The following is a 20,674-nucleotide window of genomic DNA, read 5'->3' on the forward strand; positions in this document are numbered from 1 at the left end:
TTATCGAGTGCATGCATGAATCAGAAAACTCTCAACATCGGCCTGGCAGGACTGGGTCGCTTGGGCCGTCGCTATGCGGAAAACCTGGCGCGTAACGTGCCGCGTGCGTGTCTGGCAGCCGTCTGCAGTCCGGTGCAGGAAGAAATCGATTGGGCGCGCGACGCGCTCGGTATCGAAAAAAGTTACAGCGACTACGCGCAGATGCTGGCCGATCCCGCGCTCGACGCCGTGTTCCTGGTCACGCCGACCTCGCTGCACGCCAATCAGATCGAGCTGGCGCTCGATGCCGGCAAGCACGTGTTCTGCGAAAAGCCGCTGTCGCTGGAACTGGAAGCCTGCCAGCGCACGGTGGCGCACGCGGCGCGCTATCCGCAGCTGCGTGCGATGGTCGGTTTCGTCCGCCACTTCGATGCCAGCTATCGCGATGCCAAGGCGCAGATCGAGGCTGGCGCCATCGGCAAGCCTTTCATGGTGTATTCGCAGACGGCCGACCTGCTCGATCCCAGCGGCGCCTTCGTCAAGTTCGCGCCGACCAGCGGCGGCCTGTTCCTCGACTGCAGCGTGCACGACGTCGATCTGGCGCGCTGGCTGTTGGGCCGTCCCAAGGCGATTCGCGCGTATGCCGCCGGCACGGTCGCGGTGTACGACGAGCTGAAGGCGCTGGGCGATATCGACAACGGCGTGGCCATCTGCGAATTCGAAAACGGCTGCGTGGCGATGTTCCACGCCTCGCGCACGCAGGCCCACGGCCACGACACCCACACCGACATTATCGGCACCGGCGGCAAGCTCAGCGTGGGCCGCAATCCGCGCATGGACCGCGTGGAAATTTCCGACGCCTACGGCGTTCGCGCGCTCTCCGCACCGAGCTTCTTCGAACGCTTTGGCGATGCGTTTCATGCGCAGTGCGTGCATTTCGTCGATGCCGTGCTGGACGACACGCCATTCGATCTCACCCTGGAAGATGCGGCCGAGGCGACGCGCATTGCCATTGCGCTGCGGCAGTCGATGCAGACGCATCAACCGGTGGAGCTTTAACGACGTCGTTACCTCTCAGGTGATTTTCCGCACGCGCCGCGGCGGCGGAATCTCGCCGAGATTCGACAGCTGGATCAACACGCCGGCCAGGCTCTTCAAATCCTGTGCGTTGTGATGCGCAACGCGGCGCAGGTTGGCGGCCGAGCCGCCTTTCAAGTAGGTGAGCCAAGCGGCGGGGGCTTCGGCGCCAGGCAGATCGTCTTCGCGCACCACGCCGATCAGCTGCCGTTCGGCGGTGGCCAGCCGGCAGTTTTCCCACACGCCTTTCCAGCGTCGTCGTACCGGATGCAGCAGGTCGAGATGGGCGAGCCCGTGCAAGGGATTGGCCAGCCGCGCCAGCCGATAGCGCGTCGCCAGCAGCGGGGCGTCGTAGCATTTGCCGTTGTAGCTCACGAGCACGGTGTCGTCGCTGAGCCAGCCGGCGAAGGTGCGCAGCATGGCCGTCTCCGCCGCCATGCTGGTGATGGTGAGCTGGCGGATGCGAAAGCGACCGTCGATCCAGTCGGCTGCGCCGATCATGAAGGCGCGCGTGCCGGTGCCGCCGGCGAGCCCGGTGGTTTCGGTGTCGAAATGCAGCAGCCTGTCGTGATGCATCGGTTCCATCCGCGCGAATGCGGCATCGATAAGCGCCGGCGGCTGCAGCCAGTCCATCCGCGCCTCGGTGTAGCGCAGGCCCGGCGCGATCTCGTCGCCGGCCACGTCGCGATCGCGCGAGGCCAGTCGTGCTGGCCCCTGCTGTTTTATCTGCGCATGGCGAAGCAGCAGGTTGCGCACGTTGGCGGGCATTGCCGGCCTTGCTGCCACGGGTGACGCCGTTACCTGGCCACTCTGCGCGCGCAGCTGGCGCAGTTTGCCTGCGAGTGCGCTCATAGCGCGACCAGCAGCGCCAGCACGCGCAGCGCCAGCGCTTTCGGCGTGGTCGCGGTCTCTTCATCGGCGGCCAGCACCGGCCCGACGCAGCCCGGACAGCCCGCGCGGCAGTCGCAGCGTTCGATCAGCGTGACCGACTGCGCGATCAGATCCTCGCGACGATCGAACAGCGGCTCGCTCTGGCCGATGCCGCCCGGGAACGCGTCGTAGAGATATACCGTCGGCGTAAACGGCGCATCGGCCGCCAGCGTCGTTGGCTGGCCGTCGACGCCGCGTAGCTGGCCACGACCGTTGATATCGGCGCTGACAAACCACGCACCGTCGCCGCTGCCGACGGACTTCTGCAGATCGCGCGCTTCGGCCATCACCGCCACCGTGGCTACGATATGCAGGGCGTACGCGGCGCCGAGAAAGCCATCCAGTGCCTGCTGGCGATCCTCGAACGCTGCACCCAGCACGTCCTGCGCCAGCTGCCACCACACCGCCGTGGTGTGCAGCTCCTGGTCGAGCAGGTTGACCGAGCCGTAGCCGATGTTTTCGTGCGAGTAGAAGCGGATCTTCTTGTAGCCCGGCACGCGGCGCACCACGTGCACCTCGCCGTGGTGCGCCTGCCCGCAGCCCGCGTGCGAGGTGTCGAAACAGTCGAGTACCTTGAGCTTGGTGTAGTCGATCGCGTCGGTGTAATAGTCGACATGCGTACGCGTGACATAGGCCTTGCGGCCGTCCCAGTCCAGCCGTTCGACCTGATACGGCACCGACTGGATCATATGAATCGCGCCTTCGTACAAGGTCACCGGCACGGCGCTGAAATCCACCTCGGCAATAATCGTCTGGCGGCCGTTGGTGCGGTCGACCACGACGAAATTGCCGTCGGCGACGGAGCGCAGCGATACCGCAATCGCCGGGTAGCTGTCGGCAATCCATTCCCAGCGATCGCCTTCGCGATGCAGCACGCCTTCTTCGGCCAGCACGTCCAGCCACGGTGCGGCCACTTCGGTGCCGAACATCTCCTCGCCGATGAAGGGCAGTTCGAACGCCGCACAGCGGATGTGGTCGAGCAGGATCAGCGGCTGATCGGACTGAATGCGCGCGTGCTCCGGCGACGCGCCCTGAAAAAACTCCGGGTGCCGCACCAGGTATTGATCGAGCGGATCACTGCTGGCCACCAGCACGCCCAAGGCCGACTGCTGGCGCCGGCCAGCGCGGCCGAAACGCTGCCAGGTCGACGCCACCGATCCCGGATAGCCGTTGAGCACCACCACGTCCAGGCTGCCGATATCCACGCCCAGCTCCAGCGCGGAGGTGCTGACGATGCCGTCGATCGAGCCGGCGCGCATCTCGCGTTCGGCGGCGCGGCGCTCCTTCGGCAGATAGCCGCCGCGATAGGCGCGGATGCGCGCGGGCTTGCGTGGATCGTTGTCGAATACGTCCTTCAGGTACTTGGTCAGCACTTCGACCATCGTGCGCGACTGTGCGAACACCAGTGTCTTCATGCCGGACTTGATCGCCAGCCGCGCGATGCGGTTGGTTTGCGAGCGCGCCGAGGCGCGCAGGCCCAGGTCGGGATTCACCACCGGCGGATTCCACAGCAGCACGTGCTTGTCGCCAGTCGGCGCGCCGCTTTCGGTGATCGCGGTGACGACGTCCTCGATCAGCGCCTCGGCGTGCTCCTTCGGATTGCCGATGGTCGCCGAGCACAGAATGAACTGCGGACGCACGCCGTAGAACGCGCACACGCGCTTCAGCCGGCGGATCACGTTGGCCACGTGCGAGCCGAACACGCCGCGGTAGGTATGCACCTCGTCGATCACCACATAGCGCAGGTTTTCGAAGAATTGCGCCCACTTCGTGTGGTGCGGCAGGATCGCCTGGTGCAGCATGTCCGGATTGCTGACCACGATATCGCCGTGCAGCCGAATTGCCTGCCGCGCGTCGCCGGGCGTATCGCCATCGAAGGTGAATGCCTTGACGCCAAGCTCGCCGGCCTGGTTCAACTCCAGCAGCTCGGCGACCTGGTCCTGCGCCAGCGCCTTGGTCGGAAACAGGTACAGCGCCTTGGCGTGTTGGGTCATGGCGGCGGTGATGACGGGCAGGGTGTAGCAAAGAGATTTGCCCGATGCGGTCGGCGTCACCACGGCCACGTGATCGCCCGCCTGCGCCGCTGCCCACGCCTGCGCCTGATGGCTGTAGAGCCGATCGATGCCGCGCGATCGCAGCGCCTCGGCCAGCGCCACGGGCAGATCGTCCGGCAGCGGCGCGTAGGAGCCCTCGCAACCGGGCACGACGAACGCGCCGGTGATTCTCGCCGCATAGCGTTTGGTCAGCCGCTGCGCCAGCGTGCGCCCGTCGCTGGGACCTCGGAGCACAAGTGAGTCGGCGGCATGGTAACGATCGAGCTGGGCGTTCATGGGCAAGTCCTGGCGGCGTGCCTCATTGAACGGATACGTCGTCTCACAGCGTGAGATAGTTGCCGGGGTCGGCGGTCATTCGCGGCGGCGATCGGCGCCGCGCTGTGATCGCGTCCAGCCGCTGTTCTGCGTCCGCGTCACTGGTCGTAGCCCGGGTTGCACCGATCCAGCTTGCGCAGCAGGCCCGGCCAGACCAGGGCGCCACCAAGGCCACGGGTCACCTGGGCCGCCTGCGACTGGATGCCGGCGAGAATCGGCGCCGCGATGGAAATCAGCTCGCGATGGCCACTCAAGGCCTTCACCTGGATGGCGCACGCCGTTTCAAAGATGTACATCGCCAGAAAAGCGTCGGCCACAGTGGCGCTCGCGGTAAGCAGGCCGTGGTTTCGCAGCATCAGAAAAACGCGGTTGCCCAGATCGGCGACCAGACGCGGCTTTTCTTCGGCGTTCAGCGCCACGCCTTCGTAGCCGTGGTAGCCCAGCGATGCAAGGACGAACAGCGACTGCTGGGAGATCGGCAGCAGACCGTCTTTCTGTGCCGACACGGCAATGCCGTTGAGCGAATGGATATGCATGACGCACTGCGCATCCTCGCGCGCAGCATGAACGGCGCTGTGGATCGTGAAGCCGGCCGGGTTGATCTCATACGGCGATTCGGAAACCTTGTTGCCGGCCAGGTCGATCTTCACCAGCGACGACGCGGTGATCTCGTCGAACAACATGCCGTAGGGATTGATCAGAAAGTAGTGCTCCGGCCCGGGCACGCGCACGGTCAGGTGCGTAAAAATCAGGTCGTCCCATCCGTGCAGGGCGACGAGCCGGTAAGCGGCGGCCAAGTCGACGCGCAGCCGCCACTCCTGTGCCGATACGTCGATCTTCGCACTGGGTGTGTTTTGTGGCGGCAATGCAGACATGACGTTTCCCTATTCGATTTCGACCGTTCGCATACTAGACCCGCGGTAATCGCCTGCGACGGGCTTGCCGCGTTTTGGCCGAAACGGTTCCTTCGCAAAGGCCTATGCTCGGCATGGCGAAAAAGCGGAAGGGGAATGCATGCAGTCCAGGGTTCGAAAGGTGGTGCTCATTACGGGCGCCGGCAGCGGCATCGGCGCGGCCACCGCACGCAGGCTCGCCGATGAGGGGCACCAGATCGTTCTTGCCGACATCGACGCTGAGCGCGTGCGAAACGTGGCGGCGGACGTCGGTCATGAGGCGCTGGCCGTCCCACTGGATATTCGCTCGGTCGAGCAATGGAACACCACGCTCGACTTGGTGTGGTCCCGCTTTGGCCGTCTGGATGTGCTGATCAACAATGCCGGCATCATCCATACCGGGTATGTCCGCGACGTTTCCATCGACGAGCATCGCCGCACGCTGGAGGTGAATTATCTGGGCCCATTGATCGGCATGAAGCAGACGTTGCCGCGCTTTCAGGCTCAGGGCAGCGGGCACTTTGTCACGGTGTGCAGCATGACCGCTTTTCTGCCGATGCCGGGGATGGCCAGCTACGCCGGTACCAAGCATGCGCTGCGCGCGTTCCATCACACGCTGGCGCTGGAGGAGCGCAAGGGGCCGCTGAAGTTTTCCATCGTTCATCCGCCCTCGACCGAGACGGGCATGCTCGAGCAGGAATTGAGCGACGACTCCACCGCACTGGCTTTTTCCGAAAAATCGGTGAGCGCGGATTTCGTCGCGTCGAAGATCATGCGGGTTGTACACGATCAGCCGAGCGAAGTCGTGATGCCCGCCGGCTTCGGGCAGTTCCTGCGTCTGTTCGGTGCCACCACCGGCATCATGCGGCTGATGGTCGACCACGCCGAAGCGAAGGGGCGACGCGTGCAGGCCGCGCTGAGGAAAAATCGTCATGGCTAAGGGACAGCCGGTGAGGCCGGTTGCGTGGCATTGTCCGCCAGCGCCGTCGCTCGACCGGGGACCGTATGCGATCAACCGGCGGCTGCAGCGGCTGCAGCGCTTTTATCCGATCGAGGGCAGCGGCCCGGAGGGCGTGGCGGTAGATGGCGTCGGGCGGATCGTGGTCGGTTATGGGGACGGTCGGGTGGTTCGCTCGCGTCTGCGCGACGATACATTTGAAACGCTGGCCAATACGCGCGGGCGTCCGCTCGGCATGGCACCGCGGGACGACGGCACGGTCTTCGTGGCCGACGCGCTACGCGGGCTGCTGCGTATCGACCCCGACGGTTCGATAGACGTACTCAGCACGCAGGCCGAGGGCTTGCCGTACCGCTTTACCAACGACCTCGCTGTGGACGCCGCCGGCGCGCATGTGTATTTCACCGACTCGTCCAGCAAGTGGGGTGTCGGATACGATACGGTCGACATCATCGAACACGGCGGTCATGGCCGCCTGCTTCACTACAACTGCGCCACAGGCACAACCAGCGTGCTGATGAAGGGGCTGCAGTTCGCCAACGGCGTGGCACTCGGCCCGGACGATGCGTATGTGCTCGTGGCAGAGAGCGGGCAGTACCGCGTGCAGCGCTACTGGCTGAAAGGCCCCAAGGCCGGAACGGCCGACGTGTTTGTCGACAATCTGCCCGGCTTTCCGGACAACATCAGCTTCAACGGCCGCGATCGTTTCTGGCTGGCCATCGCCGCGCCGCGCAATTCGCTGCTTGATTCGCTATCGCAGCGACCGTTGATTCGTAGAATCATCGCCAACTTGCCGGCCGCGATTCAGCCCAAACCCGCACGCCACGGGATCGTGCTGGCGTTCGGCCTGGAGGGCAAGCTGGTGGCCAACGTGCAGCATCGCGGCCAGAGTGCCTTCTGGAAAATCACCAGCGCGTGCGAGGTAGGCGAATGGCTGGTCTGTGGCTCGGTCGACGAGAACGCGCTGGCACGCATGCCGTTGCACGATGTCTTTGCCGAGGATTGATCCGATGTCGATAGCGACGAAGGTTCCCGCCGCGGTGGGTTCGCACAACGCCTGGTCGGTGATCGGCGCCTACGCGCTGGCGGCGTCGGCGGCGATGAGTCTGCAACTTGTCTTTGCGCCGGTCACGACGACCGCGGCCGCGCATTACGGAACCTCGGTGGAAGCCATCGGCTGGCTCAGTGAAGTGTTTCCGCTGATGTATGTGCTGTTCGCGATACCCGCCGGATTTCTGCTTGATCGCCGCTTTCGATCGGGGCTGCTGCTGGGCGCCGCGCTGATCGCGGGCGGAGCCGCGCTGCGGATGGTCGACGACACGTACGCCTGGGCACTGGCCGGCCAGCTGATCTGCGCGATCGGGCAGCCGCTGATTCTCAACGGCGTCACCCTGGTGGCCAGCGACTATCTGGAAGAGCGTCGCCGCCCGCTCGGGCTGGCTCTGGCGATGGCCAGCATCTACGTCGGCCAGCTGGCGGCGATCATGATGGGCGCGATGCTTTCCGAGCCGACGCAAACATCGCTGCTGGTTCGCTACAGCACGCTGTATGCGGTGATTGCCGCGGTGGCGCTGGCGGCAAGCCTGCGCAAGCCCGGCGCGTTCCGTTCGACCGAGCAGTCGCTGCCGGCGTGGGCTTCGCTCACATCGCTGTGGGCGGACGGTTTCATACGCACGATCACCCTGCTGTCGTTTATCGGCATCGGCGTTTTCACCGCTCTGCTGACCTGGCTTGAGGCCATTCTCGAACCGGCTGGCGTGAGCCCTGCCGCGGCCGGATTCATGCTCATCGGACTGATCGTGGCGGGCATCGTCGGCGTGTCGTTTTTACCGGCACTGGCGTCCCGAAAAAAGCGCGAGTTTCAGCTGCTGCTGCTGTCCGGTGCGGTCGGGGTGATCGCCATGCTGGCGCTCGTCGTGGCGCCAGGCACTTTGGTCGGGCTCATCGCGATGCCGACCTATGGCCTGTTTCTGCTGGCGGGAATGCCGGTGATTCTGGATCTGACCGAGCGCCGCGCCGGTCCTCGCGTAGGCACCGCCACCGCCCTGGTGTGGATGGCGGGCAATGCCGGCAGCCTGATCATCGCGATGGGCGTGCAGGCATTGATCGGTCGTCCAGCATATGCGCTGATGCTGATGATCGCGTTCTCCGCCGCGACGATTCCGCTGACGTGGCGCCTACGCCGTCAGTCGCTGGTGATGTGACGGGCGACGATTCGGCAAACGAGATGCTTCGGTGATGGCGATCACTCGGTGAACGGCGACCACGCGTCGACGATGCGGCTGCCCTCGAATACCTGCAGCGGCCCCATCTGCAGCAGGGTGCCTTCCGACTGGTGCGGGCGCAAAAACAGAAAATCGTCGACGGCCAGCCGCTCGTCACTCGGACCGGAAAACATCGCCTGGTTGTAACTGACGCCGAAGTATTTGTTTTCCGCGACGTGAGGCGGAGACTCGATCCTGGCGCGCCAGTCGCCGCCGTAGGTGAAATACGTTTGCTGACGCTGCTTGCGTCCGGCAAACAGCAGCGTGGAGAGCCAGGGCGGGCCTGCCAACCGCGAGCCTTCGATGGCTTTCAGTATGGGCGAGGCGATGAACACCGCCGGCTCGAAATCGCGTAGCAGCGGAAGGTCGAACATCGTGCCTTTGAGAAGGCACGACCCCGCGCTGATATCGTTGAGCGGCGATCGGTTTTGTCGATGCAAAGCCACCGTGGGGCTGCCGGAACCGTTCCAGCAGACACTCGCCGACAGCTCGGGATACACCGAACGGGCCGCCTCCTGAAACGCGCGATAGCTGCTGTTGGCGCGTTCGAAGCTGGTCGCGCTGGACTCCACCACGGCGGGCAGTTTGCCGACGAAGGCGTCGTAACCCATCAGGCCGGCAAACTCGACCTGATCGGGATGCTCGTTGATCGTCGTGAGCATGCTTGCCAGTTCGCTCGGCGTGGCGCAGCCGCCGCGATGCAGGCCCACGTCGATTTCCACATTGATGCGCAGGCGCACGCCAAGTTCGCGCGCCAAGTCGAGATACTGCGCCAGCCGCTGCGGCGTGTCGATCAGCCACTGCAGCTGCCGCGCCGGGTCGAACGTCGTCGCACCGAGATGCGCATAGAAGTGCGCGGCGGCGGCAACCGGCATGGGCTTGCCGAGGAGCAGGTCGCTGTGCGGGAATCGTACCGCGGTCTGGCGCAGCTGCGGCTCGTGAAAAACCATCAGCGCAGACGTCTGCGTGGCCTGCATCAGCCGATCCAGCATGCTCGGTACCGGCAAGGATTTTTCCACCAGTCGCAGCGTTTTATCCGGCGCGATCCATGCCTTGAGACGCGCAGCGTTTCGCATCATGCGTGCGCGGTCCAGCACGATCACCGGCCATGCGATGCCCGCGTCCTTCAACGCGCGCTGCAAGCCGGAAAAGTAGACGTCGTGCGCCGTCGTCACGCGTGCACCAGCCCGAAAATCTTTTGCAGGTACGGGTTCAGAAATTTGGCCGTCGGATCCAGTTCGGCGCGCAGCTTTAGAAACCGGCCGAAATCCGGATACATATGGAGCAGGTCCCGATGCGTCGCCGTATGCAGCTTGCCCCAGTGCGGCCGTCCGCCGTAACGCCTGAGAATCGGTTCCACGGCGGCGAACAGCGGGCGGTAATCCTGTTTGTAATACTGATGTACGGCGATCGAGGCGCGGCCGCCTCCCTGAAAGGGACTGAGCCAGTGCGAGTCGCCCGCCACGAAACGAAATTCGATCGGGAAAAAGCCTGCGGTTCGGCTGTTCACGGACACATGGCAGGCTTCATCCAGTGCCTCGGCACTGACGTCTGCCGGCACGTGATATTCCATTTCGTTGAACGGCACATGCCGTTCGCTGGGGTAGATGCGCCAGGAATCCCCGATGCGCAAGGTCGGACTGACGAATCGGCCGACCAGCTTCTGCAGCGGTGCCGTCAGCGATGGCCACATGCGCGTCAGCTCGCTGCACAGGCGCAGCAGTCCATCGGCAGCATCGCCGCCTTTTTTTTGCATCTGCGGCGGCTCGTCGGTGATGTCGAGCGTCTTGACGATGGCTTGACGGCTATACGGAAAAGCCCAGAGTTCAAAGCTGCGATGTTCATGCTTCCAGCGTTGCAGATCGCCAAGAACGGTATCGAGCGGCACCACGTCCACGCGCTCGCGCAGACGAAAGGGCGCGACGTTCTGCAGGGTAACTTGCGAGATCACGCCCAGCGCGCCGAGCGATACGGCTGCCGCATGAAACACGTCGGCGTCGCGCTGCGGACTCGTGCTGAGCACGCTTCCATCGGCAGTCACAAGACGCAGTTCGGTGACACCCGCGGCAATGCAGGGCAGGCCCATTCCCGTTCCGTGCGTCGCCGTGGAGATCACGCCACCAAGGCTTTGTCGATCGATATCGCCCATGTTGGGCAACGCCTGACCGACGGACTGCAGCAGCGGACCACAGTCGAACAGCCGCGTGCCGGCCCACAGTTTGGCCTGGTGCGATACCGTGTCGTGCGCCACCAGTCCGGACAACCGGTCCAGCGAGATCATGCAGTCGTCGGTGGCGGCCAGCGGTGTAAAGGAGTGGCCCGCACCGACCACACGGACACGAGCCTGCTGCTGCACGAGCAGCGAGAGTTCGGCTTCCGACGACGGCATCGCGCGCAGCGATGGATGCGCGACCTGCGAGCCCGACCAGTTTTTCCACGGCGTCCCGAGGCTTCGCGTGTCCCGCGCCGATGTTTTGATGGTAGTCAACAAGAGCCTTATTCCCGAGCCTCGACGTTGGCTTTAGTCTCACCGTCGGCGCGGATCAGGCATAGGGTCCGGCGAGGCCAAATCTAAGAGCCTGTTCACGCTCTCCCCGTACCTCGCAACCCTGCGGGCCGGGTCTGTTTGCCCGCATTCCTGCGTCATCACTCGGTCGTGGACCGACGTCAACTCACTCGTTCTTCCCTGGCCTGCGCGCAAACAGCTCCCGGCGCGGGGCGCAGAGAGAGCGTGAACAGGCTCTAACGCGTAGTGCCGGCGCGGTGGCGCAGCATGCCTGGAACCTGACCCTGCCAGCGCTTGAATGCGCGGCGAAAGGCGCGCGCGTCGCTGAAGCCCAGCCGCTGGCTGATGGCCGCCACGGACAAGGTTTGCGAGTTCAACAATTCCAGCGCCACGCGCGCGCGCGCGCGATCGCTCAGCTCGCGAAACGATGTGCCTGCTTCTTCCAGGCGACGTCGCAGCGTCCGCACGCTCAGGTCCAGCACCTGGGCTGTCTTGGTGATGCTAAAGGCGACACGATCCTCCCGGATCAGCAGCGCCTCCACGGTTTTGGCAATGTCGGCAGGGACGGCGGCGGCGTCGGCACGTCGCTTGATCAAATCCGCCAGTTCGGCGGCCATCACCGAGGAGGCGCCTGGAAGCGTCGCATCGAGCCACCGTCGGTCGATGAATACGCGGTTCTGTCGGCAGTTGAAGGACATCGGGCAGGCGAACAGCGCCTGATAGCGCTCGACGTAAGCGGGAGGCGGGTAGGCGAACTCGATGCGGGCCACGGAAAAATCCGCGCCCAGCAGTGCACGCGCCACCATCAGGGCGCTGGCAAACATTTCTTCCACCAGAAACGGCTGCAGACTGGCATCCAGAATGCGCGGCTCGCCGATCAGCACGGCGAAACCGTCCTTGTTGTTCAAGACCAGATGCTGCGTGACCAGACTGCCGTTCTGGTTTTGATCGAGCATGGCCAGCGCAGCCGCCTCGCCAAAGGTACGCTGGACGGGTATGGCCACCCCGGTCAGACCGAAGTCGCTGAGCTTTTGCGACTGTCCCAGTTCCAGTCCGAGGTCCGGCCGCCCGGTGAGGCGTATGGCGCGGCGTATCATTCGCCATGCCTGCCGATTGGAGGCCAGCATGCCCATCGTGAGGTCGTGGCTGTTGAAGGGCATGCCTTCGCACAGTCGCTCGGGCTCGACGCCCAGCGTGGCCACGAGGCCCATCAGTGCAACCAGCGTGTAAGGCGATATTTCAGGGACAAGCTGCCGAACTTCCAGCTTTCTGCGCGGCATCTTCGAATCCGTATTGGCCGAATTAGTCCCCACCATAGAACAGCGCTTCGCGTCAGTCTATGGCGGTGGATGTGGATGGGCCGAATGTACAACGAAGGATTGGGGAGTTGTGCCATCGGCGTTGGCGCTTCATTCGATGGGGATCGAACAATGTCAGAGTCTAATAATCGTCTTGCTGCATGCCTTCGTTTTGCACTGAGTGGTGGCGTCGTTCTTTATGGCGCCATCGGCACATGCGCATTGGCGCAGACGACGCCCGTTGAAACCGCGTCGGATAGCCCGCCAAATGCCAAGGCATCGCCGGTGCCCAAGGTCGCGGACGCGAAATCGCTGGGCAACGTCACTGTCACGGCGCAAAGCCGTACGCAGGAAGTACAGGACGTGCCGATCGCGATGCAGATCGTCACCAGCAAGCAGATCAACGCGATCGAGGCGACCGATCTGAGCAAGATGAACGGCTATATTCCCGGGCTGTACATCAATGCCGAGCAGCCCACGCAGCCGGAATATTCGCTGCGCGGCATCGCCGTGACCGACGTCGGCATCGGCACGGATTCACCCATCGGCATTTACGAGGACGGCGTCTACACCGGTAAAACCGGTGGCGCTCTGCTGGTCTTCAACGATGTGCAACGCGTCGAAGTGCTGAAGGGGCCACAAGGCACACTGCTAGGTCGCAACAGCGCCGCTGGCGCCATTTCCGTGGTGACCAACGAACCCACCGATACCTTCGGCGGCCAGATACGCGAGCGCTTGGGCAATGACGGGCTGCACTACACCGACGGCTTTTTGAACCTGCCGATCTCCAAGGATGTGGCCGGTCGAATCACCTTCGTCGATAACCAGAGCAACGGCTGGCTGCGCGACGCGGCGACCGGTCAGCACTATGAAAAGAACGACGACTGGGGCATACGCGGGCAGCTGCGCTGGAACGTGCCCGACGGCACCGAAGTGCGGCTGGTCTACGAGCACGAAAAATTGAATCAGCCGGCGCGACCGGCCATCGGCATTGTGCCGATACCCGCATCGCCCGGGCTGCCGACGTTTCCGCCGGACCCGAATACCTACCTCGATCCGCGCAAGACACCCTTGTACAACGACGTCGTCGGCGGCGCGCTGGAGAAGCGCAGCTTCGACGGCACCAGCCTTTTCGTGAATCACGATTTTGCGTTCGGTTCGCTCAGTGCCATCACGGCTTATCGGCATTTCTCCACGTTCAACCGCGAGGATGGTGACGGCACCAATCAGCCGGAGCTCTACGTCGACGACGTCAATATCGAGAAGAACACCAGCTGGGAGCAGGAGCTGAAACTCTCCGGTCAAACCAGTGTGGCCGACTGGGTGGCGGGGATCAGCTACTACCACGACAACGCCAGCCAGGCGACGCCACTGGACTTCACCACCACCAGCATCGACACGCTGATCAAGCACGTATCGCCGGTGCAGGGTTCGCCGGACGGATCGCTGTACGGTTTTCTGAGCCAGGTGCTTCCGGCCTTCGGCATACCCGCCAACTTTCTCGGCGACCCGTGGCAGGAGACCATGTACAACAAGGGCACGTCGACCGCTCGAGCGGCCTACGGCGACGTCATCTGGCACCTCACCGATACGCTCAACCTCACCACCGGCGTGCGCTTCACGCGGGACCAGAAAGACTTCAGCTGGTACAACCCCACGCGCACGGCGACCGCGCTCGATGCCACGCTCAACGAGCCGGCTGTTGCCGCATTTCTCAACGCGGTGGGCGTGCCCTTGTCGACCTTCCAGCAGAACCTCGAATTCAACAGTCCCGCCGCGACGCAGGCGCCGCTGAGAGTGAGCAACAGCTGGACCGATACCAGCCCGCGTGTGCTGCTCGATTACAAGATCAGCCCCGACATCATGGTCTACGGGTCCGTCTCCAAGGGTTACGAGGCCGGTGGTTACAACGGTCAGCTGCCCGCATCCCACTATGAGCCGGAAACAGTGTGGAACTACGAGACCGGCATCAAAGCGTATTTCCCGGCGTCGCGCCTGCTGTTGGATGCGTCGGTGTACCACTACCGCTACGACAACCTGCAGTCGTTGACACTGGAGGCGAACGGCAACGGCGCGCTGCCGCTCTACGTGGTGACCACGAGCAATCAGGTGGCGACCGGCCTGGATGCCGAGGTGCACTGGCAGGCCACGGACGCGCTGCAGCTCAATTTCACGTCGGCGTATATCGACTCGACTTACCAGCACTACATCGCACCCGATGGCACCAATATTTCCAACCAGCCCACGGGCGAACCGCTGTGGACGGTGGCCGGTGGCTTCGACTACACCTGGCACGACATCTACGGCGGCAATGTAGTGGCTACCGTGCAGGATGCCTATCGCGGAAAAACCCGCTGCAACAGCGACTCGGTGGCGCAGGCGCAGTGTCTGGTCACGCCGGCGTTCAAGTTAGGTACCGCGCAGAACCGCACCGACGTGCGGGTGGCCTGGTCGGCGCCGAAGCAGCCGTGGGCTTTTGCCGCTTTCGCGACGAACATTTTCGACAAGCGCTACGTGAGCCAGATCAACAACCTCACGGCAACCACGCTGGGAACGCCGTTCGCTTCGATCACGCCGCCACGCATGTTCGGTGTCGAGGCGAGCTACAGCTTTTGAACGTGGCCGCCTCGTCGTTTTTCATGGAACGTCAATGAACCTTCGAGCAGATACGGACGCCCTGGCGCTGGACCAGACCTTTCAGTCGTTGCGTCGCGCATGGATGGCTCATCGTCCCTCGCATGAGCAACGAAGAGTCGATCTGAATCGACTGCGATCGGCTCTCAAGGCACGACTCGAATCGATGGCCCAGGCCGTGTCGGCGGACTTCGGCCATCGCTCGCGTCACGAGACCTTGCTTGGCGAAGGCATGACCGTGCTGGCCGAGATCGATCACATGCTGGCGCACCTTCGTCGCTGGATGCGCCCGCAGCGTCGATCGGTGGGCTGGCGGCTGTGGCCGGCCAGAGCGCAGGTGCGCTACGTGGCGCTCGGCGTGGTCGGCGTTATCGCACCGTGGAACTATCCGATCAGTCTTGCGCTGATTCCGCTGGCGACTGCCATCGCCGCGGGCAACCATGTCTTTCTCAAGCCGTCCGAACATACGCCGTACGCCAGCGATTTTCTTCGCGAACTGCTCACTGCCGTTTTTCCAGCCGATCGTGTGGCGCTGGCGTTGGGCGGGGCGGAGGTCGGAAACGCCTTTGCCAAGCTGCCCTTCGACCATCTGCTGTTTACCGGGTCGACGGCGGTGGGACGCAAGGTGATGCTGGCCGCGGCGGCGAATCTTACCCCGGTGACCCTCGAACTCGGTGGAAAATCTCCGGTCATCGTCGGCCGCGACGTGGATGTGTCCAGGGCCGCCAACCGGCTGGTGACCGGCAAGTTCTACAACGCCGGACAGACCTGCGTCGCGCCAGATTACGTGCTGGTGCATGAGAGCAGGCGCGATGATTTGCTGGAAGCGATCGCGGACGAAGTCGCAAAGCGCTATCGCGTCATCGATGACAATGTCGACTACACGCGGGTGATCAATGCCGGCCAGTTCGAGCGTTTGTGCGGCTATCTGGCCGAAGCAAGGCAAAGGGGTTTGACGGTTCGGACGCTGGTCGAACCGCGTGATTCTGATCGGGCGGCCCGCGATCGCGTGTTGCCGCCGACGCTGGTACTCGACCCCGACGACGATGCGCTGATCATGCGAGAGGAAATCTTCGGTCCGATTCTCGCCATCAAAACCTATCGAGACATCGAGCAGGCGATCGACTACATCAACCGGCACGATCGTCCTCTGGCGCTGTATATCTTCAGCCGCGACAAAGCGGAAATAGAGCGCGTGCTGGAAAATATCGTGGCCGGTGGGGTAAGCGTCAATGAAACGCTGTTGCACAACGTGGTGAGCGATCTTCCCTTCGGTGGCGTGGGTGCAAGCGGCATAGGGCATTATCACGGGTTGGAAGGATTCAAAACCTTCAGCAAGGCCATGCCGGTTCTTACACAGGCCGCGTGGCCGATCAGCGACCGCATCAAGCCGCCTTACGGGAAATTGGCCGACTTCGTCGTCAAGGCGCTGGTTCGCTAGCAAGGCCATCGCCATGAAGCTGCGAGGCAAGACCATTTTCATCACTGGCGCATCCGCGGGTATCGGGCGCTGCGTGGCGGAACTGCTGGCTACGGCCGACACGAAGCTTGTCATTACCGCGCGGCGACTCGTGGAGCTGGAGCAGGTGGCTGACGAGGTCAGGTCGCTGGGCAGCCGCTGCCTGGTCGTCGCTGCCGATGCACTCGACGAAAAGGCGGCACAGGAAGCCGTCAAGCGCGCCATCACCGAGTTCGGCAAGATCGACGCCGCTCTGCTGAACATCGGTGAAGGGCCAGCCTGCAACATGGCCACCGCTTCTGCCGCGGCCATCAAGAGCTGCATGCGCATCAACTACGATGTCACCGTCAATTATCTTGTTCCTCTGATCGCCCACATGAAGAACTCGGGTGGCGGCTTGATCGCCCACACCAATTCTCTGGCAGGGTTTTTGGGCGTGCCGATGCAGGGGCCGTATTCGGCCGCGAAATCCGCGTGCCGGCTCCTGCTCGATACCTGCCGAGCGGAGCTGAAAAGTCACAACGTGCGATTTACCTCGATCTATCCCGGTTTCATCGCGACCGAGCGCACCGCCAACGACGGCATTCCCGCACCGTTCGAAATATCGGCGCAGGTCTGCGCACGTCATATCGTCAAAGCCATGGAGCGGGAGACGCTGGACGCTCCTTTCCCATGGCAGACCGCCTGGATGACTCGCACTCTGCAGTGGTTGCCGAAGACCTGGGCGGCGCACTCGATGCTCAAGTTGACGCCTGCCGACTATTGATGCGGATACGATATCGCTCCAGGCCGACAATCTGCCAGGCGGTGGTTTGCAGGTGGTGGGGATTCTGCCAGCGCGTGTCGCCGATTCAGCTTGAATGCTCGGCGCGCAGCGGATGGATGATACGTCCTCCACATCGGAGCATGCTCCGAGTCGGCCGAGGCTTGAACGTCACCGGCATCTTCTTGCGATCTTGGAAGCCATACACGGGCTGCCGTACGGTATTCCAAGATAGACCGAACCGGTGTCGCCGGTTTGGCTCGCTCTCGTGTCGCCGGCACGGAAGGCCACTCGCTGCGGCGGCAAATCCATTCAATCAAATCGGAGCTGGTTGATCCGACCCTTGCAGCAGTTCGCTGTGAATTCCTCGGGGGTTCGCATGTGCATACCGCAAAGTTGAAAGCCGCGCACAGGCATACATCACAATTCCACATGGCAGCTAAAGTTTTTTCGGGCCGCGTCGATAAATCCCTAGGCTCAGCGCGCGGGCAATGCGCGGCAGGATGCTAGCGGAGATGCCAAAGCAGCAAAAAGCTGACTGGCTACAGCCTGTCCGCTTGGCCCCGTTTATTGAAAGCGGACGAACAGGTATTGGTTCCCTTGACTGTGCGAAAGACCCTTTCCCAAGAGTCTCTCATCGGCAAGCTCTCTGCCAGGTTTGGCCGTTCCCTCGCATACTGACCAAGGGGCAAAACCATGGGTAACGAAGCAACCAACCTGCAAATAACCAACCTCCAAGAACTGCAGGGGATGAGCAGCGCACTGAACCGCGTTCAAGCCATCATCGAATTCGACCTGAAGGGAAAGGTTCTCGGTGCTAACGAGAATTTTCTCGGCTTGCTCGGCTACAAGCTCGAGCAGGTGATCGGGCAGCATCACCGTATATTCTGCGACCCCGCCTATGTAGCCAGTCCCGACTACAAGAAATTCTGGGAGCGGCTGGCCAGCGGCAAGTTCGAGACGGGCGAATTCAAGCGTATCGGTGCAGACAAACGCGAGGTGTGGCTCAACGCTTCCTACAACCCGGTCCTCGATAGCGAGGGCAAGCCCTACAAGATCATCAAGTTTGCCACCGACATCACCTCCTCGCGTAACCAAGGAGCCGAGTTGCAAGGCAAGATGACGGCACTGGAAAAATCGCAGGCGGTGATCGAATTCGACCTCGATGGCTGTGTGCTGACAGCCAACGCCAACTTCCTTGCGGTCGTCGGTTACAGCCTGGACGAAATTGCCGGCAAGCATCATCGCGTGCTGTGCGAGGAAGCATATACGGCGAGCCCGGAGTACGCAGCGTTCTGGGAAAGGTTGCGCAGAGGCGAGTTCGACTCCGGCCGCTATCGCCGCGTCGCTAAAGGCGGCCGTACGATTTGGCTGCAAGCCAGCTACAACCCGATTTACGACGGCAATGGACGTCTGCAGAAGATCGTCAAGTTCGCCTCCGACATCACGTCGCAGGGAGAGCTCGAGGAACTGGTCAAACGTCGTGCCGAGCACTTCTCTCTCGCCTCCACGCAGATTGCCGAGCAGTCCAATTCCATGGCCAGCGGCGCGCAGCTGTTGGGGGCCACGGTGGAGGAGATGAACGCCACTATCGAAGAGCTCACTGCCTCGATCAACTCCATAGCCAGCAATGCACAAGGTGCAGACAAGCTGGCCAAGGACACGCAACAGGAGGCTGAGCGCGGCGCCAAGGCGCTCGACAAATCGATCGAAGCGATGGACCTGATCAACAAGTCCTCGGAGGATATCGGCGAGATCAGCAAGGTGATCGGCGAGATCGCCAGCCAGACCAACCTGCTTGCCTTCAACGCCGCTATCGAGGCGGCTCGCGCCGGTGAGCATGGCTTGGGCTTCTCGGTGGTCGCCGATGAAGTGCGCAAGCTGGCGGAGCGCTCGTCGCAGGCCGCCAAGGAGATCTCCAAGCTGATCAATGAGTCGACCAAGCGCATCGCGCAGGGCAGCGATATCTCCAAGGAGGCGTCGGAGGCTTTCGACAAGATCGTCTTCGGCGTGGCTCGTACCACCCAGGCGATGTCGGAAATCTCATGCGGCGCCGAAGAGCAGGCGGTGGCGGCGCGCGAAGTGGCCACGGCCGTGCAGCACATTGCCGAGGAAACGGAGAAGACGGCCGCTACCTGCGACAACATCGCTCGCGCCTGTGGCGATCTGATGGAGGGTGCCGGTGAACTGAGCGCTACCGTCAAAAACTTCGCGGTCTGACGGAGTCATCCATGTTCGATGCCGAAGCTATCGTGGACCAGGCCACCCGGAAGGCGTTGTTTGCTCGAGTACGCCGGCACACTGGCATCGATATGGCGGATCGCAAGTGGACCCTGCTGCATGGGCGCTTGCGGCGACGATTGCAGGCCTTGTCCCTGTCCAGCTACGGCGATTACCTCGCCGTGCTGGACAGTTCGACGGTGGAGGTGGGGCATTTCATCGACATGGTCACCACGAATGAGACCTCGTTCTTCCGTACGCCGCGGATCTGGGATTACCTCTGGAACGATTTTCTACCCGCGTGGTATGCGGGCAACGCGGGCAGCACGCTGCAGATGTGGTCGGCCGCCGCATCTACCGGCGAGGAGGCCTACTCGGCAGCGATGCTGTTCGAAGAGTTCCGCCAGAAGCATACGGATTTTAACTACCGCATCCTCGGCACCGACATCGCACAGCGCGTGCTCGACGTCGGCGGCGTCGGAACATACCTCGGCCGCAACGTCGAGGGCTTGCAAAAGGCACGACCGGCGATGTTGGAAAAGTACTTCCAACCCGATGGGGTAACGCACGCCGTTGCACCGTCGTTGCGCGCCCATGTCACCTTCCGCACACACAACCTGTATCAGCGCCTCAAGGATCCCACTCGCTTCGACCTGGTGATGTTGCGCAACGTGCTCATCTACTTCGACGAGGCCGGACAGGAAACGGTACTGGAAAATGTCCGGCAATCGATGGCATCGAAGGCCGTACTGCTAGTCGGCGAATCCGAGTCGCTCAACCGCATCCGCACCGGTTTCACCTATCAGCAACCGCTCATTTACCGAAATGCGGACGCATCGGCATGATCGGGGAAGATGTCCACGTGAAGATGTGCGAGGTGAGGTCCGGCAGCGCACCGCAAGTCTTGCGCAGCACGCTTGGCTCGTGCGTCGGTATTGGCCTTTTATGGCGTGAGCGTGACCTGTACGCTTTGGCACACTGCCTATTGCCGGAATCGGCCGTGCGTGCCGAACAACTATCGGCCAAGTACGTCACCGACGCTATTCCTTCGCTACTGCGATTGATCGGTGCGGAGCCTTCGCATTATCACCAGCTCGAGGCGGTCATCGCGGGAGGCGCTTACATGATGCATCACCTCCGACCGGCCCTCTACGGGATGATCGGAGAACTGAACACTCGAATGGCTCAACGACTGCTGGCCGAGGCGGGTATCCGCGTGGTGCACACGGATATCGGTGGTACGAGTGGCCGCCAGCTGAGCATCCATTGCGAAACACGACAGTATGTCGTGCGTACCTTCGAACGCATCAACTAAAGGACCGCC

At 62.9% G+C, this 20,674-nt stretch carries 16 protein-coding genes; 10 read left to right on the forward strand and 6 right to left on the reverse strand.

Features of this window, described 5'->3' with window-relative positions:
- Positions 1–15: 15 nt before the first annotated feature.
- Positions 16–1,038 carry a Gfo/Idh/MocA family oxidoreductase gene (locus HDE76_RS00475; protein ID WP_184504717.1) on the forward strand — a complete coding sequence of 341 codons (1,023 nt, stop codon included), beginning with the start codon at positions 16–18 and terminating at the stop codon, positions 1,036–1,038.
- A gap of 15 nt (positions 1,039–1,053) precedes the next feature.
- Here the strand turns inward: HDE76_RS00475 and HDE76_RS00480 are convergent, their stop codons facing one another.
- The 3 genes from HDE76_RS00480 to HDE76_RS00490 all read right to left on the reverse strand — a co-directional run bounded on the left by HDE76_RS00480 (position 1,054) and on the right by HDE76_RS00490 (position 5,230).
- Complete coding sequence (locus HDE76_RS00480) at positions 1,054–1,908, reverse strand: ribonuclease H-like domain-containing protein (protein WP_184504719.1); 855 nt, start codon at positions 1,906–1,908, stop codon at positions 1,054–1,056.
- Positions 1,905–4,316: a DEAD/DEAH box helicase gene (locus tag HDE76_RS00485; RefSeq protein ID WP_184504722.1), complete on the reverse strand. Its 2,412-nt coding sequence runs from the start codon at positions 4,314–4,316 to the stop codon at positions 1,905–1,907. Before HDE76_RS00485 ends, HDE76_RS00480 begins: the two co-directional genes overlap by 4 nt.
- 137 nt (positions 4,317–4,453) lie before the next feature.
- Positions 4,454–5,230, reverse strand: coding sequence for a class II aldolase/adducin family protein (locus HDE76_RS00490; RefSeq protein WP_184504724.1), 777 nt, complete (start codon positions 5,228–5,230; stop codon positions 4,454–4,456).
- Between the two features lie 139 nt (positions 5,231–5,369).
- Between HDE76_RS00490 and HDE76_RS00495 the strand changes: the two genes are divergently transcribed.
- From HDE76_RS00495 to HDE76_RS00505, 3 genes are read left to right on the forward strand one after another with little or no spacing between them, the layout of a single operon-like run.
- Entirely contained in the window at positions 5,370–6,188 is an 819-nt protein-coding gene (locus HDE76_RS00495; RefSeq protein ID WP_221262219.1) for an SDR family oxidoreductase, read from the forward strand.
- On the forward strand, positions 6,181–7,212 hold the full coding sequence (locus HDE76_RS00500) for an SMP-30/gluconolactonase/LRE family protein (RefSeq protein ID WP_184504726.1): 1,032 nt from the start codon (positions 6,181–6,183) through the stop codon (positions 7,210–7,212). The genes HDE76_RS00495 and HDE76_RS00500 overlap by 8 nt, the downstream gene beginning before the upstream one ends.
- Before the next feature lie 4 nt (positions 7,213–7,216).
- On the forward strand, positions 7,217–8,410 hold the full coding sequence (locus HDE76_RS00505) for an MFS transporter (protein WP_184504728.1): 1,194 nt from the start codon (positions 7,217–7,219) through the stop codon (positions 8,408–8,410).
- A gap of 41 nt (positions 8,411–8,451) precedes the next feature.
- On the opposite strand, the gene HDE76_RS00510 is transcribed toward HDE76_RS00505, so the two are convergent.
- The 3 genes from HDE76_RS00510 to HDE76_RS00520 form a co-directional block, all read right to left on the reverse strand.
- Positions 8,452–9,645 (reverse strand): alanine racemase, encoded by a 1,194-nt coding sequence (locus tag HDE76_RS00510; protein ID WP_184504730.1) that lies wholly within the window; start codon positions 9,643–9,645, stop codon positions 8,452–8,454.
- A complete protein-coding gene (locus tag HDE76_RS00515) occupies positions 9,642–10,958 on the reverse strand; it encodes a D-arabinono-1,4-lactone oxidase (RefSeq protein WP_184504732.1) in 1,317 nt (438 codons plus the stop codon). Before HDE76_RS00515 ends, HDE76_RS00510 begins: the two co-directional genes overlap by 4 nt.
- A 254-nt stretch (positions 10,959–11,212) precedes the next feature.
- Positions 11,213–12,256 carry an AraC family transcriptional regulator gene (locus HDE76_RS00520; RefSeq protein ID WP_184504734.1) on the reverse strand — a complete coding sequence of 348 codons (1,044 nt, stop codon included), beginning with the start codon at positions 12,254–12,256 and terminating at the stop codon, positions 11,213–11,215.
- Positions 12,257–12,559: 303 nt separating this feature from the next.
- On the opposite strand from HDE76_RS00520, the gene HDE76_RS00525 reads away from it, so the two are divergent.
- The 6 genes from HDE76_RS00525 (at position 12,560) to HDE76_RS00550 (ending at position 20,665) form a co-directional block, all read left to right on the forward strand.
- On the forward strand, positions 12,560–14,890 hold the full coding sequence (locus tag HDE76_RS00525; RefSeq protein ID WP_343205625.1) for a TonB-dependent receptor: 2,331 nt from the start codon (positions 12,560–12,562) through the stop codon (positions 14,888–14,890).
- Positions 14,891–14,924: 34 nt separating this feature from the next.
- The gene (locus tag HDE76_RS00530) at positions 14,925–16,349 is read left to right on the forward strand and encodes a coniferyl aldehyde dehydrogenase (RefSeq protein WP_184504738.1); all 1,425 of its coding nucleotides are present in this window, start codon (positions 14,925–14,927) and stop codon (positions 16,347–16,349) included.
- A gap of 13 nt (positions 16,350–16,362) precedes the next feature.
- The gene (locus tag HDE76_RS00535; RefSeq protein ID WP_184504740.1) at positions 16,363–17,133 is read left to right on the forward strand and encodes an SDR family NAD(P)-dependent oxidoreductase; all 771 of its coding nucleotides are present in this window, start codon (positions 16,363–16,365) and stop codon (positions 17,131–17,133) included.
- A gap of 693 nt (positions 17,134–17,826) precedes the next feature.
- Positions 17,827–19,350 (forward strand): PAS domain-containing methyl-accepting chemotaxis protein, encoded by a 1,524-nt coding sequence (locus tag HDE76_RS00540; RefSeq protein ID WP_184504742.1) that lies wholly within the window; start codon positions 17,827–17,829, stop codon positions 19,348–19,350.
- Between the two features lie 11 nt (positions 19,351–19,361).
- Positions 19,362–20,195, forward strand: a complete 834-nt coding sequence (locus HDE76_RS00545; RefSeq protein ID WP_184504744.1) for a CheR family methyltransferase — start codon at positions 19,362–19,364, stop codon at positions 20,193–20,195.
- Entirely contained in the window at positions 20,192–20,665 is a 474-nt protein-coding gene (locus HDE76_RS00550; protein ID WP_184504745.1) for a chemotaxis protein CheD, read from the forward strand. Before HDE76_RS00545 ends, HDE76_RS00550 begins: the two co-directional genes overlap by 4 nt.
- Positions 20,666–20,674 lie beyond the last annotated feature (9 nt).

The organism is Rhodanobacter sp. ANJX3 (genome assembly GCF_014200755.1).
In the GTDB taxonomy this organism is placed as follows: Bacteria; Pseudomonadota; Gammaproteobacteria; order Xanthomonadales; family Rhodanobacteraceae; genus Rhodanobacter.

Bases quoted from the DNA above. Each gene is read 5' to 3' on its own strand.
- HDE76_RS00475 (WP_184504717.1), top strand. From the start codon at position 16: ATGAATCAGAAAACTCTCAACATCGGCCTGGCAGGACTGGGTCGCTTG.
- HDE76_RS00480 (WP_184504719.1), bottom strand. From the start codon at position 1,908: ATGAGCGCACTCGCAGGCAAACTGCGCCAGCTGCGCGCGCAGAGTGGC.
- HDE76_RS00485 (WP_184504722.1), bottom strand. From the start codon at position 4,316: ATGAACGCCCAGCTCGATCGTTACCATGCCGCCGACTCACTTGTGCTC.
- HDE76_RS00490 (WP_184504724.1), bottom strand. From the start codon at position 5,230: ATGTCTGCATTGCCGCCACAAAACACACCCAGTGCGAAGATCGACGTA.
- HDE76_RS00495 (WP_221262219.1), top strand. From the start codon at position 5,370: ATGCAGTCCAGGGTTCGAAAGGTGGTGCTCATTACGGGCGCCGGCAGC.
- HDE76_RS00500 (WP_184504726.1), top strand. From the start codon at position 6,181: ATGGCTAAGGGACAGCCGGTGAGGCCGGTTGCGTGGCATTGTCCGCCA.
- HDE76_RS00505 (WP_184504728.1), top strand. From the start codon at position 7,217: ATGTCGATAGCGACGAAGGTTCCCGCCGCGGTGGGTTCGCACAACGCC.
- HDE76_RS00520 (WP_184504734.1), bottom strand. From the start codon at position 12,256: ATGCCGCGCAGAAAGCTGGAAGTTCGGCAGCTTGTCCCTGAAATATCG.
- HDE76_RS00530 (WP_184504738.1), top strand. From the start codon at position 14,925: ATGAACCTTCGAGCAGATACGGACGCCCTGGCGCTGGACCAGACCTTT.
- HDE76_RS00535 (WP_184504740.1), top strand. From the start codon at position 16,363: ATGAAGCTGCGAGGCAAGACCATTTTCATCACTGGCGCATCCGCGGGT.
- HDE76_RS00540 (WP_184504742.1), top strand. From the start codon at position 17,827: ATGGGTAACGAAGCAACCAACCTGCAAATAACCAACCTCCAAGAACTG.
- HDE76_RS00545 (WP_184504744.1), top strand. From the start codon at position 19,362: ATGTTCGATGCCGAAGCTATCGTGGACCAGGCCACCCGGAAGGCGTTG.
- HDE76_RS00550 (WP_184504745.1), top strand. From the start codon at position 20,192: ATGATCGGGGAAGATGTCCACGTGAAGATGTGCGAGGTGAGGTCCGGC.